Source organism: Achromobacter kerstersii (assembly GCF_902859595.1).
Lineage (GTDB): Bacteria > Pseudomonadota > Gammaproteobacteria > Burkholderiales > Burkholderiaceae_B > Achromobacter > Achromobacter kerstersii.
Map to the genome: position 1 here is coordinate 213,777 of NZ_CADIJQ010000010.1, position 15,464 is coordinate 229,240.

At 63.6% G+C, this 15,464-nt stretch carries 15 protein-coding genes; 13 read left to right on the forward strand and 2 right to left on the reverse strand.

Translation table 11 applies throughout. The features are described 5' to 3' along the window. Positions 1-62: 62 nt before the first annotated feature. From HV765_RS25190 to HV765_RS25250, 13 genes are all read left to right on the forward strand, one after another. A complete protein-coding gene (locus tag HV765_RS25190) occupies positions 63-1,472 on the forward strand; it encodes an undecaprenyl-phosphate glucose phosphotransferase (protein ID WP_054426524.1) in 1,410 nt (469 codons plus the stop codon). A gap of 88 nt (positions 1,473-1,560) precedes the next feature. Then, positions 1,561-1,977, forward strand: a complete 417-nt coding sequence (locus HV765_RS25195) for a GDP-mannose mannosyl hydrolase (protein WP_054426743.1) — start codon at positions 1,561-1,563, stop codon at positions 1,975-1,977. 5 nt (positions 1,978-1,982) lie between these two features. After that, positions 1,983-3,413 carry a mannose-1-phosphate guanylyltransferase/mannose-6-phosphate isomerase gene (locus HV765_RS25200; RefSeq protein WP_054426525.1) on the forward strand — a complete coding sequence of 477 codons (1,431 nt, stop codon included), beginning with the start codon at positions 1,983-1,985 and terminating at the stop codon, positions 3,411-3,413. A 37-nt stretch (positions 3,414-3,450) separates the two neighbouring features. After that, positions 3,451-3,813, forward strand: coding sequence for a VanZ family protein (locus HV765_RS25205; RefSeq protein WP_175171373.1), 363 nt, complete (start codon positions 3,451-3,453; stop codon positions 3,811-3,813). A gap of 10 nt (positions 3,814-3,823) precedes the next feature. Beyond that, complete coding sequence (gene gmd, locus HV765_RS25210) at positions 3,824-4,933, forward strand: GDP-mannose 4,6-dehydratase (protein ID WP_054426526.1); 1,110 nt, start codon at positions 3,824-3,826, stop codon at positions 4,931-4,933. Positions 4,934-4,939: 6 nt separating this feature from the next. After that, positions 4,940-5,902, forward strand: coding sequence for a GDP-L-fucose synthase family protein (locus HV765_RS25215; protein WP_054426527.1), 963 nt, complete (start codon positions 4,940-4,942; stop codon positions 5,900-5,902). A gap of 35 nt (positions 5,903-5,937) precedes the next feature. After that, the gene (locus HV765_RS25220; RefSeq protein WP_054426528.1) at positions 5,938-7,254 is read left to right on the forward strand and encodes an oligosaccharide flippase family protein; all 1,317 of its coding nucleotides are present in this window, start codon (positions 5,938-5,940) and stop codon (positions 7,252-7,254) included. A gap of 22 nt (positions 7,255-7,276) precedes the next feature. Then, positions 7,277-8,179, forward strand: coding sequence for a glycosyltransferase family 2 protein (locus HV765_RS25225; protein WP_054426529.1), 903 nt, complete (start codon positions 7,277-7,279; stop codon positions 8,177-8,179). Positions 8,180-8,191: 12 nt separating this feature from the next. Beyond that, positions 8,192-9,496, forward strand: coding sequence for an O-antigen ligase family protein (locus HV765_RS25230; RefSeq protein WP_175171374.1), 1,305 nt, complete (start codon positions 8,192-8,194; stop codon positions 9,494-9,496). Then, positions 9,489-10,616, forward strand: coding sequence for a glycosyltransferase (locus HV765_RS25235; RefSeq protein ID WP_054426531.1), 1,128 nt, complete (start codon positions 9,489-9,491; stop codon positions 10,614-10,616). Before HV765_RS25230 ends, HV765_RS25235 begins: the two co-directional genes overlap by 8 nt. A 13-nt stretch (positions 10,617-10,629) precedes the next feature. Further along, entirely contained in the window at positions 10,630-11,514 is an 885-nt protein-coding gene (locus HV765_RS25240; RefSeq protein WP_175171375.1) for a glycosyltransferase family 2 protein, read from the forward strand. Next, positions 11,511-12,071, forward strand: a complete 561-nt coding sequence (locus HV765_RS25245) for a putative colanic acid biosynthesis acetyltransferase (protein ID WP_175171376.1) — start codon at positions 11,511-11,513, stop codon at positions 12,069-12,071. Before HV765_RS25240 ends, HV765_RS25245 begins: the two co-directional genes overlap by 4 nt. Beyond that, positions 12,068-13,333, forward strand: coding sequence for a glycosyltransferase WbuB (locus HV765_RS25250; protein WP_175171377.1), 1,266 nt, complete (start codon positions 12,068-12,070; stop codon positions 13,331-13,333). The genes HV765_RS25245 and HV765_RS25250 overlap by 4 nt, the downstream gene beginning before the upstream one ends. Before the next feature lie 219 nt (positions 13,334-13,552). On the opposite strand, the gene HV765_RS25255 is transcribed toward HV765_RS25250, so the two are convergent. Both HV765_RS25255 and HV765_RS25260 read right to left on the reverse strand, forming a co-directional pair. Further along, positions 13,553-14,206 (reverse strand): helix-turn-helix transcriptional regulator, encoded by a 654-nt coding sequence (locus HV765_RS25255; RefSeq protein WP_054426535.1) that lies wholly within the window; start codon positions 14,204-14,206, stop codon positions 13,553-13,555. A 358-nt stretch (positions 14,207-14,564) separates the two neighbouring features. Next, positions 14,565-15,314 carry a response regulator transcription factor gene (locus HV765_RS25260; protein ID WP_054426536.1) on the reverse strand — a complete coding sequence of 250 codons (750 nt, stop codon included), beginning with the start codon at positions 15,312-15,314 and terminating at the stop codon, positions 14,565-14,567. Positions 15,315-15,464: the final 150 nt, after the last annotated feature.

A 15,464-nucleotide genomic window follows, 5' to 3' on the forward strand; every position in this document is an offset into this window, starting at 1 on the left:
TGCGGCACTGCACCGTTGTTGTTGTCGCCGCAAGAAAGACTCCCCCCGAACAGGAGTGCGCGATGGACCCGTCCCAATCGGACACGTCGGCAAGATTCAGTGGAGCAAGCTATCTATACCGCCTGCTCGACGCCGCGATCGTCATCACCTGCGGCCTGACTGCCACCGGCTTGAAATTCTCGGACGATGCATTGGCGGAACCGCCGCAAATTCATCTGTTCCTGGTGTATTTGTGCGGGCTGGGCGTGATTGCCCTGTTCCCCGCCTTCCGCCTGTATGTGTCTTGGCGGGGCCGGCTGCTGACGGATCTCGTCGTGCGCAGCCTGGCGGCGTGGGCGACCGTGTTCGCACTTGGCATTCTTGTCAGTTTTCTCATGCATCAGACCGCCGCGATATCGCGCATATGGGCGGCTACCTGGTTTGGCATGGCGGCGCTGACGCTGGCCGGCGTGCGCATCGCCGTCTATGCCGCGTTGGGCGCGGCGCGTGATCGCGGGCTGAATAAAAAGCATGTGCTGCTGGTGGGCTTTGGCGCACTGGGCCATGACCTGTGGCGCCGCGTTGAACAGTACCGGGGCGCGGGCTATGAAGTGGCGGGCATCTACGCCGAGCCGCATGAAAGCCTGCCGCCGCAAGTCCGCCGCCTGCATGATCTGGACAACCTGCACAGCTTCGTCCATGAAAACAATGTGCGCGAGATCTGGATCGTGCTTCCGATGGAGGCGGGCCAGGAGCTGCGCGAAGTGCTCTATCACTTGCGTAACGACTTGGTGGATATCCGCTGGATTCCAGATGTGATGTCGATTCAGCTGCTGGGCCATCGCATCGGCGAATTCCTGGGGCTGCCCGCCATTCAACTGAATAGCCTGCCGGCGGCTGGCGTGCGCGGTTGGGCCAAGGAAGTGTTTGATCGCAGCTTCGCTTTTTGCGCGCTGATCGGGTTGTCGCCCGTGATGTTGTCCATCGCGCTGATGGTGAAGCTGACTTCACGCGGGCCGGTGTTCTTTACCCAGCCGCGCTTGGGCGTCGATGGCAAGGTCTTTCACGTCTACAAATTCCGCACGATGACGGTGCATGAGGAGCATGGCACTGTCACCCAGGCCACGCGTAACGACACGCGCATCACCCGTATCGGCGGCTTCCTGCGCCGTACCAGCCTGGATGAGCTGCCGCAGTTTTTGAACGTGCTGATGGGCGATATGTCCGTCGTGGGGCCGCGCCCGCACGCGCTGGAACATAACGAGATGTACAAGGACCTGGTGCAGCGCTACATGATGCGCCACCGCGTCAAACCGGGCATCACGGGCTGGGCGCAGGTGAATGGCTTTCGGGGTCAGACGGACACGCTGCGCAAGATGAGCGACCGCGTCGAGCACGACATCTATTACATCCAGCACTGGACGTTCAGGATGGACCTGCTGATCATCGCCCGCACGGCCGTGTCGGGATGGACGGGCCGCAATGTCTACTAAACCTTTGGGATGGCCCGCCCACAGCACTGGGCCGCACAACACGTGCGCCGGCGTCCTCCCGCAGGCGGACTTCCGCCAGGCGGTGGAGATGCTGCCGCTGGTGTCCATTGACCTGCTGCTGCGCGACGCCGACGGCCGCTACCTGACCGGCTTGCGTACCAACCCGCCCGCGCGCGGCGCCTGGTTTGTGCCGGGCGGACGCATCCGCAAAAACGAATCCTTGCGCGACGCGCTCGCCCGCATCGCCCGCGAAGAACTCGGCCTGCCCATCGAGGCAGACGCGTGGACGCCGCGCGGCGTGTACGAACACTTCTACGGCACCAATTTCGCGGGTGAAGCCGGACGCTCCACCCATTACGTCGTCCTCGCCTATGAGGCCGAGCTGTCGCTGGACACCGCAAGCCTTCCCCAACGCCAGCACCAAGGCTACCGCTGGCTGCCCGCACAAGAGATCGCCGCCGACCCCGGCGTGCATCCGTACACCCAGGCCTACTTCAAGGAGTGAGCGCCATGACGAATCCCCCTCCCCCCTACCGGGCAGTCATTCTTTGCGGCGGCTCCGGCTCGCGCCTGTGGCCGCTGTCGCGCGAACTGCTGCCGAAGCAGTTCATCCGTTTGACCGATGCCCGCAGCCTGTTGCAGAACACGCTGTTGCGGTTGGGGTCGGCCGGCGCCGAGGCCAAGCCGATGCTGGTGTGCAATGACGCCCACCAATACATTGCGGCCGAGCAGGCGCTGGAGCTGGGCATCAAGGACGCCGAGGTGATTCTTGAACCCTTTGCCCGCAACACCGCGCCCGCCATTGCGGCCGCCACGCTGCGCGCCATGCGTGATGGCGAAGACCCCATCATGCTGATCATGCCGTCGGACCATGTGCTGGAAGACGGCGAGGTGCTCAGCGCCGCGTTCGCCCAGGCCTATGAGGCCGCGCGCCAGGGCGCCTTGGTCACGTTCGGCATCACCCCGACCGCGCCGCTCAGCGGCTATGGCTACATCCAGTCGGAAGAGCCGGGCGTGATGGCGCCCGCGCGCCGCGTGCGCCGCTTCGTGGAAAAGCCGTCGCCGGAAGTGGCGCAGCGTTTCATCGAGGATGGCGGCTACTACTGGAACAGCGGCATGTTCGCGTTCCAGGCGTCTGTCTTCCTGTCTGAAATGGCCCGGCTGGCCCCGAAGATGCTTGAGCAGGTGCAGGCAGCGGTTGCCACCGGCCACGGAGACAACGGGCTGTTCCACCTGGACGGGCCGTCGTTCGAAGCCTGCCCCAGCGACTCGATGGACTACGCCATCATGGAACGCACGGACAGCGCCGTCGTCATCCCGCTGGCCGCCTCGTGGAGCGACGTGGGCGCCTGGGACGCCGTCTGGGGCATCGCCCAGAAGACGGTGGAAGGCAACTCCACCACCGGCGACGTCATGGTGGAGGATTCGCGCAATTGTTTGATCCACTCCACCAGCCGTCTCGTCGCATCGGTGGGTCTGGACGACATTGTGGTGATCGAAACGGCCGACGCCGTGCTGGTGGCGCATAAATCGCGTTCGCAGGACGTCAAGCGCCTGGTCGAGATCTTCAAGACGCAGCATCGCTCCGAGCTGAACCATCACCGCGAAGTGCAGCGGCCGTGGGGGTCGTATGACTCGGTGGGCCAAGGCCCGCGCTACCAGGTCAAGCGCATCACGGTGAAGCCGGGCGCACGCCTGTCGTCGCAGATGCATCACCACCGGGCGGAACACTGGATCGTGGTGTCAGGCACGGCGCGCATCTACAACGGCGACAAGCAGTACCTGCTGACGGAGAACCAGTCGACCTACATCCCGCTGGGGGAAACCCACAGCCTGGAAAACCCGGGAAAGATTCCGCTGGAAATCATCGAAGTCCAATCGGGCGCGTACCTGGGCGAGGACGACATCGTCAGATTCCAGGACATGTATGGCCGGGTCTGAAAGGCAGGCGCCTCACGAACCGTTCTGGCGTCCCGGCATGGCTCGCATCTGCCTGCCTCTGGCGGGTGTGTTCTTCGCGGTGCTGATCACCGTGGGGAACCTGCCTGGCCTGGCTGCCGACATGTCAGACGCGTTTGGCGACAAGCGCCTGCATCTTCTGGCTTACGCCTTCCTGACCGGTTTGATTTACCTGTCGGTCAACCGGCGCCCGGCGCTGGTGGCCATGCTGACCATCACGGCCTTGGGCGCATTGGATGAATCAATCCAATCCTTTTTTCCCTATCGACAGGCTGAACTCTTAGACCTTTTGGCCGATATCTTGGCGGCTGGTGCAACAGTAATCTCATTGCACATTGGTACCGCAGCCTTCGGCTCCTTTCGTGCAGTTACTAAGTCTTAAGGATACAACCATGCCAAAACGGGCACTGATTACCGGCGTTACCGGACAAGACGGCGCCTATCTGGCGGAGTTCCTGCTGGCCAAGGGCTATGAAGTCCATGGCATCAAGCGGCGCGCTTCGCTGTTCAATACCGCGCGTATCGACCATCTGTACCAAGATCCGCACGATAAGCCCCGCAATTTCGTGCTGCATCACGGCGACATGACTGACTCGTGCAGCCTGATCCGGATCGTGCAGTCGGTGCAGCCCGACGAGATCTATAACCTGGCCGCTCAAAGCCATGTGGGGGTCTCGTTCGAAGAGCCGGAGTACACCGCCAACGCCGATGGGCTAGGCACGCTGCGTTTGCTGGAAGCCATCCGCATCCTCAAGCTGGAGGAGAAGGCGCGTTTCTATCAGGCGTCTACGTCCGAACTGTATGGCCTGGTGCAGGAAACGCCGCAGAAGGAAACCACCCCCTTCTATCCGCGCAGCCCCTACGCCGCCGCCAAGCTCTACGCCTACTGGATCAGCGTGAACTACCGCGAAGCGTATGGCATGTACGCCTGCAACGGCATCTTGTTCAACCACGAATCGCCCAAGCGCGGCGAAACCTTCGTGACGCGCAAGATCACCCGCGGCCTGGCGCGCATTGTGCTCGGCCTGCAGGAATGCCTGTACCTGGGCAACCTGTCTGCGCTGCGTGACTGGGGCCATGCCCGCGACTACGTCGAAATGCAGTGGTTGATGCTGCAACAGGACACGCCGGAGGACTACGTCATCGCCACCGGCATGCAATACAGCGTGCGCGAATTCATCAATACGGCGGCGCGCGAGCTGGGCATTCTGCTGGCGTGGGAAGGCGAAGGCCTGGAAGAAACGGCCACCGTGCTGTTCTCGCCGGTGCACGACGTCAAGCCGGGCCAGGTCATCGTGCGCGTCGACCCGCGCTATTTCCGTCCGACCGAAGTGGAAACCCTGTTGGGCGACCCCACCAAGGCGCGCGAAAAGCTGGGCTGGTCGCCGCGCACCACCTTCCAGGAGCTGGTCAAGGAAATGGTGGAGAGCGACCTGAAGGATGCGCGCCGCGACGCGCTGGTCGAGCAGAACGGCTACGAAATCTACGCCTACAAGGAGTAGCGCGCCATGACGAACCTGGACCAACGCGTGTTTGTCGCCGGCCACCGTGGCATGGTGGGCGCCGCGATCACGCGCGAACTGCGCCGCCGCGGGTACGAGCAGGTGCTGACCCGCAGCCACGCCGAGCTGGACCTGGAAAACCAGAACCAGGTGCACCGCTTCTTTTCGACCACGCCGGTCGATGTGGTGTACCTGGCCGCCGCCAAGGTGGGCGGCATTCTGGCCAACCAGAATCATCCGGTGGACTTTCTGTACAAGAACCTGATGATCCAGTGCAACGTGATCCGCGCCGCCTATGCGGCCGGCGTGCGCAAGCTGCTGTTTCTGGGTTCGTCATGCATCTACCCCCGCGAAGCCCCGCAGCCGATTCACGAAGACGCCTTGCTGACCGGCCCGCTGGAAGCCACCAACGAGCCCTACGCCATCGCCAAGATCGCGGGCTTGAAGTTGTGCGAGGCCTACCAACGCGAGTATGGCGCGCGCTTCATCTGCGCCATGCCCACGAACCTGTATGGGCCGCACGACAACTACGACCTGCATAGCAGCCATGTGCTGCCCGCGCTGATCCGCAAGTTCCATGAAGGCCGCGAAGCCGGTCAGGAGAGCGTGACGATCTGGGGCACGGGCACGCCGCTGCGCGAATTCCTGTACGTGGACGATCTGGCCCAAGCCTGCGTGATGCTGATGGAACATCCGGATGCCACCGGCATGTACAACATCGGCGCCGGCAAAGACATCTCGATTGCGGATCTGGCGGCGCTGGTGGCGCGCGTGGTGGGCTATCAAGGCCGCATCGTCTACGACACCAGCAAGCCCGACGGCACGCCGCGCAAGCTGATGGATTCGTCGCGCGTGCAGGCGCTGGGGTGGCAACCCGGCATCTCGCTGGTAGACGGCATCACGCTGGCCTACGGACATTTTCTGCGTGAACGCGCAGACCAATCCCAACAGGCGCTGCCCGTGGCCTGAGGGCCGCGCCAGCAGCTTCAACCACAGGCTTCCCGATGCTTGGATTCGTCAGAAAACACATCGCCGGCAATGCTTCCTTCTGGGGGCTGGTGGAGTACGGCATCGGCCCCGTTGCGGCGCTGGTGGCCTTGCCCATTCTGTTCCGCCAGTTGGGTACGGTGGGCTTTGGCCAGTACTCGATGATCATCGCGCTGGCCGGGTTCGGCAACGCGGCCAACCTGGGCGCGGCGGTCACCGCGACCAAGCTTGTGTCCGAACGCCTGCACGAACCTGGCGGCGCTTACCGTGCCGCCGGGGTCAGCATGTCGTTGATTGGCTGCGCGCTGGGCGTGGTGACGCTGGCCGCGGTGTTGCTGTGGGCGGTGGTGGGCCTGGGTTGGCCCGCCGCGACCTTTGGCGGCGTGGCCGTGACGCTGCTGGCCATGCCCGCACTGGCCATCTACCTGACTCAACAATATGACCAGCTTTTCTCCGGCTGCCTGAAAGGCCGGGAAGATTTTCGTGCGACCGCCTTGTGCGAACTGTTCAGCCGCACCGGCACGATGGCGCTGGCCTGCGCCACGGCCGCGCTGACGGCATCGCCCACGTGGACCGGGGTCGCACAAGCGTTCGGGCTGCTGGTGGCCGGCACGGTGAAGATGCGCGTGTTCTCGCGCGCCTACGGCCGGGTGTTGGTGCGCCCGGTGCGTGATCGCGCGGCCATGTCTGACGCATTCAAGTTTTCGCGCTGGTCGTGGCTGAACAGTCTGAGCGCGCTGGCCTTCGGCTCGGTGGACCGCGTGCTGGTTGGCAGCATGATGGGCCCGGCGGCGCTAGCCATCTACACGGTGGGCGTGCAAGTGGGCCAGATCATCCACACGGCGTCCGTCGCCATCTTCCAGAAAGCGATGCCGCGCGTCAGCCGCCTGACGGTGTCGCCGCCTTATGTGGGCGCAGCCGAACGCGAGATCCGCCGCATGATGATGTGGAACCTGGTGCTGTCAGCCAGCGCCACACTGGCCGTGCTGGCGGTGAGCCATCCGCTTTTGAATCTGCTGTTGGGCGACAACGTGGCCACCGGCCACCTGGGCACCTTTCAGTTGCTGATCGTGGCGTCGGGCTTGTTGTCGCTCAACGCCGCCGCGCACTTCTCGCTGCTTGGCCTGGGGAATTCCCGCGCCGTCGCCATTCTGAATGGTCTTGGCGGGCTGGCGATGCTGTGCGTCATGGCTGGACTCGTACACGCGGCCGGTGAACACGCCGCGGCTTGGGGCCGCATGGCCTACGCGGCGATCACGCTGGCCGGCGTGGCCCTCGCCATCCGTCAATCCCGCCCCGACTTCCCGGGCGCATTGCCTGCGGCCACCCGATAACACCCACATGCTGAGGTCTTACATGCGCAAGCGTCATAACGAGTATTCACGTCAGCTCATCGACTTCGTTCGCGAGCTTCGCCCGCCCGCGCCGATCGCCGGCGGCCTGTTGCCCAAAGTGACCATCGTGACCCCCTCGTTCAACCAGGCGAAGTTCCTGGAACGCACCATTCTGTCGGTGTTGAACCAGGGCTATCCGCGTCTGGAATACATCATCATCGACGGCGGTTCCACCGATGGCAGCGTGGACATCATCCGCAAGTACGAGCGCTACCTGACCTATTGGGAAAGCACCCCCGACCGCGGCCAGTCGCACGCCATCAACAAGGGATTCGAACGCGCCACGGGCGATTACGTGGGCTGGCAGAATTCCGACGACCTGTACTTCCCGGGCGCGTTGCGCAAGCTGGGCGCGGCCGCGGCAAAAGGCCGCGCGCCAATCGTCAGCGGCAACCTGTTCGTGGCGGATGCCGACAACAAGATCTTCCGCAAGATCCACTACACGCCCGTCAACCGCGGCACGTTGACGGTGGTGAAGGCGTCGATTCCCAACCAATCGGCCATTTTCCGCCGCGACCTGCTGCGCAAGTACGGGCTGCTTCAGGAAAGCATGCGCTACTGCATGGACCTGGAGCTATGGAGCCGGCTGCTGCGCGAAGGCAAGAACCTGATCGTGCCGGATGCGCTGGGCGTCTACACCGCGCATGACGAAACCAAGACGGCGCTGATGCAGGACGTGCTGCTGGAAGAGCGCGAACAGATCGTCACCCGCATCCGGCGCACGGAGCCGGGGCTGGGCCGGCTGTTCGAACTGTCTTGCCGCGCGTCCAAGGTGGCGGCGCACGCCCGTCAGGGCGACCTGTCGTACCTGTTCGAAAAGCTGACCACGAAAATTTTCGGACGCGACGACTGGGCCGCGCACTAGGACGACACCGACATGAGCCCGCATCGCCGCTTTACCACCCTGCATCTGCTGGGCCTGTTCGCGTTCACCGCGCTGGCCCTGAACGATGACCGCTTCATCCTGGGCGTGGGCAGCTTCAAGCTATCGCCCTTTGATGTGCTGTTCGTCGCCATGCTGGCCGTCAAGGCGCTGCGGCTGGCGGAACCCAGCGCCTACGCCTTGCCGCGCGGGCTGCTGGGCGCCCTGCTGGGCCTGCAGGCCATGTCGGTGATTTATCTGCTGCTGGTGTCCATGCATCACCCCGGCATTGAAACGGGCGACGTGGCGCGCGACCTGCGCATCGTCTTCTATTTTCTGTGCACGCCGTTCCTTTGCTACAAGGACATCGACAGCCCCGCCGCCTATGCCGTGCTGCAAAAGTACATTGTGGCGGCCTGCCTGGCGGTGGCCACGCTGATGCTGCTGGAACAGTTGCAGGGGTTCAGCGTATCCAACCCGCTGCGCAACGTGCGGCTGGGGGTGTGGGCAATTCCGTTTGGCGTGGTGTCGCTGCTGTACTTCCGGCGCACCTTGAACGTGTCCGGGCCCAAGGCTTACGCGTTGACGGTGTATATGCTGCTGGCGCTGGTCTTCTCGCTGAACCGCAGCCAATACCTGCAACTGGCCGTGTCCGTGCTGATTGCGGTGCTGCTGGGTTCCAGCGCCGAAATCCGGCGGCGCGCCATCATCATCTTTGCGCCGGCGGCGCTGGCGGGTGTGCTGGTGTTTGCCAGCATCGGCTACCTGGATGTGCTGGCCAACCGCATTTTCAGCGTGGAAAAGCTGGACGAAGATTCCAGCTACGGCGCGCGCATTCAAGAAATGCAGGGGCAGATGGACTTCTTCGCCGAAAGCCCCGTGTTCGGCAAGGGTGCGGGCTTTCGCAGCTGGGTGATGGGCGAGAACGGATTCGAACTCAGCACCTTCGCGCACAATTCCTGGGCCTTCTATCTGATGAAGTTCGGCGTGGTCGGCACCATCATGATCATGTTGCCGCCCTTGCTGATTCTGCTGCTGACGCTGCTCAGGCGCTACGCGCATCCCGGGCTGGAGATGCACCGGCGCTACCTGCTCGCCACCGCCCCGATCTACATCTTCATCGATTCGCTATCCGGCGGGCTGGCCTATGCGCCCAAGACCGCGTTCACCGGATTCCTGCTTTGCTACTGCCTGTCGCTGATGCGCAATGCGCAGATCATGCCCGTACCCCAGGCAAAGGCCGCCGCTACGCCGCTTACCCCCAGCCACCGTCCGAGCGCTGCGCGCCGGGCGCCACCGCGAGTAATCCCCCATGCCTGATGTCCTGTTTGTCGCGCCGGACCTGCACGGCGGCGTCGGAAGATGCGTCGCCTTCATCGTGGATGCCTTGCCGGAACAGGGAGTCGACTCGGCCCTGTTCCTGCTGCGTTCGCGCAACCGTGAGTACCCCGTCGCCAACCCAAAGGTGACGCGCGCCTTGCCCATTATTGAATCGCCCACAAAGCTGCGGCTCATGCTGCCCGTGGCGTTTTTTCGCCTGATGGCGCAGATCCGCCGCGAGAAGCCGGCCATCGTGTGTTCGCATGGCTTGTTGTGCAACATGCTGGTGGTGCTGGCCAGAAAACTTCTGGGCGGCAGCTTCAAGACCGTGGCGTTCGAGCACAGCAGCCCGGCCATCCACTACGGTGCATCGCGGATGCGGCGCCTGAAGTGCTGGCTGGTCAGCCAGACGTATCGGCGGCACGACGCCGTGGTGGGCGTGTCGCGCGGCGTGAAGGAAGACCTGGTCAGCATGTTCCCGCCGCTGCGCGGCAAAGTGCAAACCATCTACAACGGCGTGCCGCTGGACAAGGTGCGCCGGCAAGGCGCTCAGCGCCCCAATGACGATGGCAATGCGCCGTACCAAGTGGTGGCGGTGGGCCGGCTGGAAGCGGTGAAGGACTACGCCACGCTGATCGACGCGGCGGCGATCCTGGACGACCCCGGCATCGCCTTCACGATTCTGGGCGAAGGTTCGGAACACGACGCCTTGCAAAAGCGCATCGACGAGCGCGCCTCGCGCACGCCCGTCACGCTGGCCGGCCATATCGACAACCCCTTCCCCGTTATTGCCGGCGCCGGTGCGTTTGCGCTGACGTCCATCCGCGAGAGCTTTGGCAACGTGCTGGTGGAGGCGCTGTGCCTGGGCGTGCCGGTGATCTCCACCGACTGTCCGCATGGCCCCGCCGAAATTCTGGACGCAGGCCGCTACGGCCTGCTGGTGCCCGTGGGCGACGCCCATGCGCTGGCCGCGGCGGTGCGCCGCCTGGCCTACGACGGCGAAATACGCGAACAACTGGCCGCCCAAGGCCCCGAACGCGCCGACGCCTTTTCCCTAGAGCGGCACTGCCGCAACGTCATCGCGCTATTCCAGCCGCTGATGCAACGCGGCACGCCCTGAACAGGACAGCATCATGCAGAAAATTCCGGTTTCCGTGGTCGTCATGACGAAGAATGAAGAACGCAATATCGCCAAGTGTTTGAAGGCGCTGGTTGAGTTCGACGAAGTCTTCGTGGTGGACTCCAACAGCACCGACGCCACCTGCGCGATGGCGACGGCGCTGGGCGCCCGCGTCTCCAACTTCCAATGGAATGGCAAGTATCCGAAGAAAAAGCAATGGTGCCTGGAGCAGTTGCCGTTCTCGCATCCGGTGGTGCTGTATGTGGACGCCGACGAAGAAATGACGCCCGCCCTTGCTGCCGAAATTCGCGACGTGCTGCCGCGCTTTGCCGCGGGGGCAGGCGGCGCGTTCGTGCCGTTTGACTACGTGTTCTGCGGCAAGAAGCTGGAGCACGGCCACCGCGTCTACAAGCTGGCGCTGCTGGCGCGCGACCAGTCCCGCTTCCTGGATTACGACGACCTGGACGTGGCGCACATGTGGGAAGTGGAAGGCCACTATCAGCCGCAAGTTCAAGGCGAAACATTCGCGTTGCGCCAACGCATGGTGCACAACGATCACGATTCGCTGTTCCATTATTTCGACAAGCACAACCGCTATTCGGACTGGGAAGCGAACCTGCGCACCAAGGGGCTGATGAACGATCCGCGCGAAGCCAACGTCGGCGCACGCGCCTTGCTCAAGCGCATTTTCCAGGCCCTGCCCTTCAAGGCGCCGATCTCGTTCCTGCATTCCTACGTCTTCAAGCTGGGCTTTCTGGATGGCAAGGCCGGCTATGACTACGCCGTTGCGCGCGCCATGTACTACTGGCAGATCCGCATCAAGACCGAAGAATTGCAGAAGGCGCGGCTGGCGCAAGAAGACACGCAGGCCGACACCGTAGCGGGGGCCGCCAAATGAGCACCCTTCAGCAACTGGATCGCTTTGCGCTGGCCCCGGGCCAGCGTGGCCGCTCCGCGCTGACGGTGCAGCTGTGGTGGACGGTGCAAAGCACGCTGTTTCGCTGGTCGCCCCAAGTGGCGTATGGATTTCGCCGATGGCTGCTGCGTTGCTTTGGCGCGCAGGTGGGCCGCAAGGTGCTGATCCGCCCGACCGCCACGGTGACCTATCCGTGGAAGGTCGAGATTGGCGACTACGCCTGGATCGGCGACGACGCCGTGATCTACAGCCTGGGTCCCATCCACGTCGGCGCACACGCCGTGGTGTCGCAACGCAGCTATCTGTGCGCGGCCGACCACGACGCAGGCCAGCCGGATTTTCCGTTGCGCGAACGCGCGGTGCGGATTGAGGATGGCGCCTGGGTTGCAACAGACGTCTTCGTGGGGCCGGGCGTGACGATCGGCCGTGAAGCCGTCGTGGGTGCGCGCAGTTCGGTGTTTCGCAACATGCCGCCCGCGATGGTGTGCCACGGCAACCCCTGCCGCCCCGTGCGCCCCCGCATGGCGACATCGCCATGAAAATACTGATCTACGGCATCAACTACGCGCCCGAACTCACCGGCATCGGCAAGTACAGCGCCGAGCTGGCCGAATGGCTGGCCGCGCATGGGCATGAAGTCAGCGTCGTCACCGCGCCGCCCTATTACCCGCAATGGAAAGTGCACGACGGCTATCGCGCGGGCCGCTACCAAAAGGAAGACCGGCGCGGCGTCACCGTGCGCCGCGCGCCGCTGTGGGTGCCGAGCAAGCCGGGCGGGCTGAAACGCCTGATTCACCTGGCCAGCTTTGCCGTATCCAGCTTGCCGTCATTGCTGCGCGCGGCAGCCGGCCGGCCGGACTTGATTCTGGTGGTGGAGCCCGCGCTGTTCTGTGCGCCCGCCGCGTGGATCACCGCACGCTTGTGCGGCGCGCGCGCCTGGCTGCACATTCAAGACTACGAGGTCGACGCCGCGTTTGAGCTGGGGTTGCTCAAGGGCGCCGGCTTGCGGTCACTGGTCAAGCGTGCCGAACGCTGGCTGATGCGCCGCTTTGACCGCGTGTCGACGATATCGAACCGCATGCTAGACCTGGCGCTGGTCAAGGGCGTGGACGCCGATCGCGCAGTGCTGTTGCCCAACTGGATCGACGTCAACGCCATCACGCCGCGCGCTGACAGTGGCGACTACCGCGCCGAACTCGGCATTCCTGCCGATGCAGTGGTGGCGCTGTATTCGGGCAACATGGGCGGCAAGCAAGGCTTGCAGACGCTGGCCGATGTGGCGCGGCGGTTAAGCCACGACAAACGGCTGTGGTTCGTGTTTTGCGGCCAAGGCCCCGAACGCGCACCGCTTCAGGCCGCCTGCGAAGGCTTGTCGCAAGTCATCTTCCTGGACTTGCAACCGGCCAACCGCCTGGGCGCGCTGCTGAACACCGCCGACATACACCTGCTGCCGCAACGCGCCGGCGCGGCCGACCTAGTCATGCCGTCCAAGCTGACCGGCATGCTGGCCAGCGGCCGACCGGTCGTCTGCGGCGCAGCGCCGGGCACCGAGCTTGCCAGTGTCGTCACGCATTGCGGCCTGCTGACGCCGCCCGAAGACGCCGACGCCATGGCCGAAGCCGTGCGCAAGCTGAGCTGCAACGCGCAGATCCGCGAAACGCTGGGCGCCGCAGCGCGCCAGTACGCGTTGAATCATTTGCATGTGGACGCCGTGCTGGCCGCGGCCGAGCGTGAATTCGAAGCCGTGGTGCAAGGCCGCGCGAAACCGCTGGACTCGCGTACGCGCGAAGGCGATATCTAAGCCCTGTGTTGCGTCTGATGCGCACGCCGCGGCCCTCTGGGCATTGGCATTGGGCAGCGAAAACTCAGACCGTTATCGCGCGTGACCCATCACTGCGCCAGCGCTGCACCATCGCTGCACCATCACCCCACCGTCCGAACGACATCCGAACGATGCCTGACGCGCGCGTGGCCACTTCGTTCTTGCGAACGTCGTGGCGCGCTTCATTTCTCTTACGGATCATTCCTTTCCGGGCGGCACATTGTTGCCGCTGCGCACCAACCCCATCTGCACAGCGATATAAGCCGCCTCTGCCTGGTTCCGCGCATTGAGCTTCCAGTACAGCGTGCGCGCATGACTCTTTACCGTCGCCACCGAAATGCCGACCTGCTGGCCGATCTCGCGCATTGTCTTTCCCTGCACCAGCAGTTGCAGGATTTCTTCTTGCCGTTGCGTCAGCTCCCGTAGTTCTTGCGTGGGCGCATGCGTTGCGCCTTGGGGCCGGCCGGCAGGCTGCGGATAGCATTCACCGCCCGCCATCACCAGGCTCACAGCCGCCGCCAGCGCGTCCGGGTTGGACGCTTTAGGCAGATAGCCCGCCACGCCCGCCCGCGCGCACGTTCCCATCACGGCGGGGTCCAGTATCGAGTAAAGCACCAGCACCAGCCGGGGCATGAAAAAAGCCATCGCCTGCGAGATAAGCCCAATATCCTGCTCGGCCACGCCACTACAACCAACGACCAGTAATTCCACTGGGCGGTTGATCGAACTGGACATGTTGAGCAGGTGAGCTGGCGAGATGGCCAGGATGTCGTCGGCGTTCCGTACACGTTCCAGGACATGCTGGATTGCGACGCGAAGCAGAGCGTAGTCTTCGATCAGTACGGTTGTCATCCCGGGAAGAACCTTGTGACACATGGCCCATACACGGTTCCCACGGTGTTGGCGCATCACGCTGCAATGGCAGGTTCTTGTGCGGCGACGCCCCCTTGGGAATCTCGTCCGCGCTATTGGATCGTGATGGCGAGGCGTTGTGATTCGCGCTCTCAACCCATGCTTGCGGACACAACCCATGCTATCAGCGGCTACGTTCGCTGAATCTCGTTCAGGAGGATGAATGGTGGTTGAAAGGTGCGCCAGCAAAGGCGCTGCGAACTGCGATGTATGTATTAGGCGGGATGGTGGGGCGAACCCGGCAGCAACAGAACAGAACCTGTTCCTGGGCTGCCGGGCAGGCGGCGCGGCCTGTTAACTACCCAAGCTTGCGCCCATAGAGCTGCCCGGCGTCCGAATCCCTGTTATTGGGTTCATGCCACTCCAAGGTTGCGCCGCGTTGCAGCGCTGCATACACAGCTTCGCCCTTGTTCTTGACATGCAGGCGCTGGTAAAGCGTGCACGCGTGCGTCTTGGCGGTTGCAACCGAGATGTTGAGCATGCGGCTGACCGTCTTGATCGGATAGCCTCGGGCCAGCAACACCAACACTTCATATTGACGGGGCGTGATCTGCAGCAATTGCGCACCCGCACTGACCGGCATCGTGCCCTTGCTGGACACGTCATCGGCATCACGGGACGGCAAGGCGCAGACCGCAGCTGCGGGCGCTTGCATCGCCTGCTCGCTGGGAAAGCACTGTCCACCCGCCATCACCAGGCGTATCGCAGCTTCAAGAATCTCGACCGAGGCGGTCTTCATCAGGCAGCCATACACGCTTGCGCCAGGCAGGCCCTGCACCGGCATGGGCAGGGGCATCACATCCGTCAGAAGCAGAATCCGCTTCGGCGTGAGCACGCGCTGAATTTCGTGCAGCGCGCTCCATGCTTCATCGGTATCTACCGGCAACCCATAGATCAGGAGATCGGCGCCCGCGTGCGCGCCATCGGCCTTGGACAAATCTGCCAGGCCCATCCCCTCGATTTCCCACACATCATCCAACTTGCTAAGTATCTGCCACAACCCCAACCGCAGTAGCGGATGGGCTTCAATCAGGACCATCTTGGCCATGGTGTCCTCCCGGTTTTTCGACGGGCCTAGAAGGGATCTTCGCTGTGCTGAAGACTATTTTTTTTCCAGCCCCACGGGGGTGGTCCGCAATATCCCGGAATATCTAATGAAGCTGGACCGGGACATTTGGGCTGGGCAACTTTGGTAGCC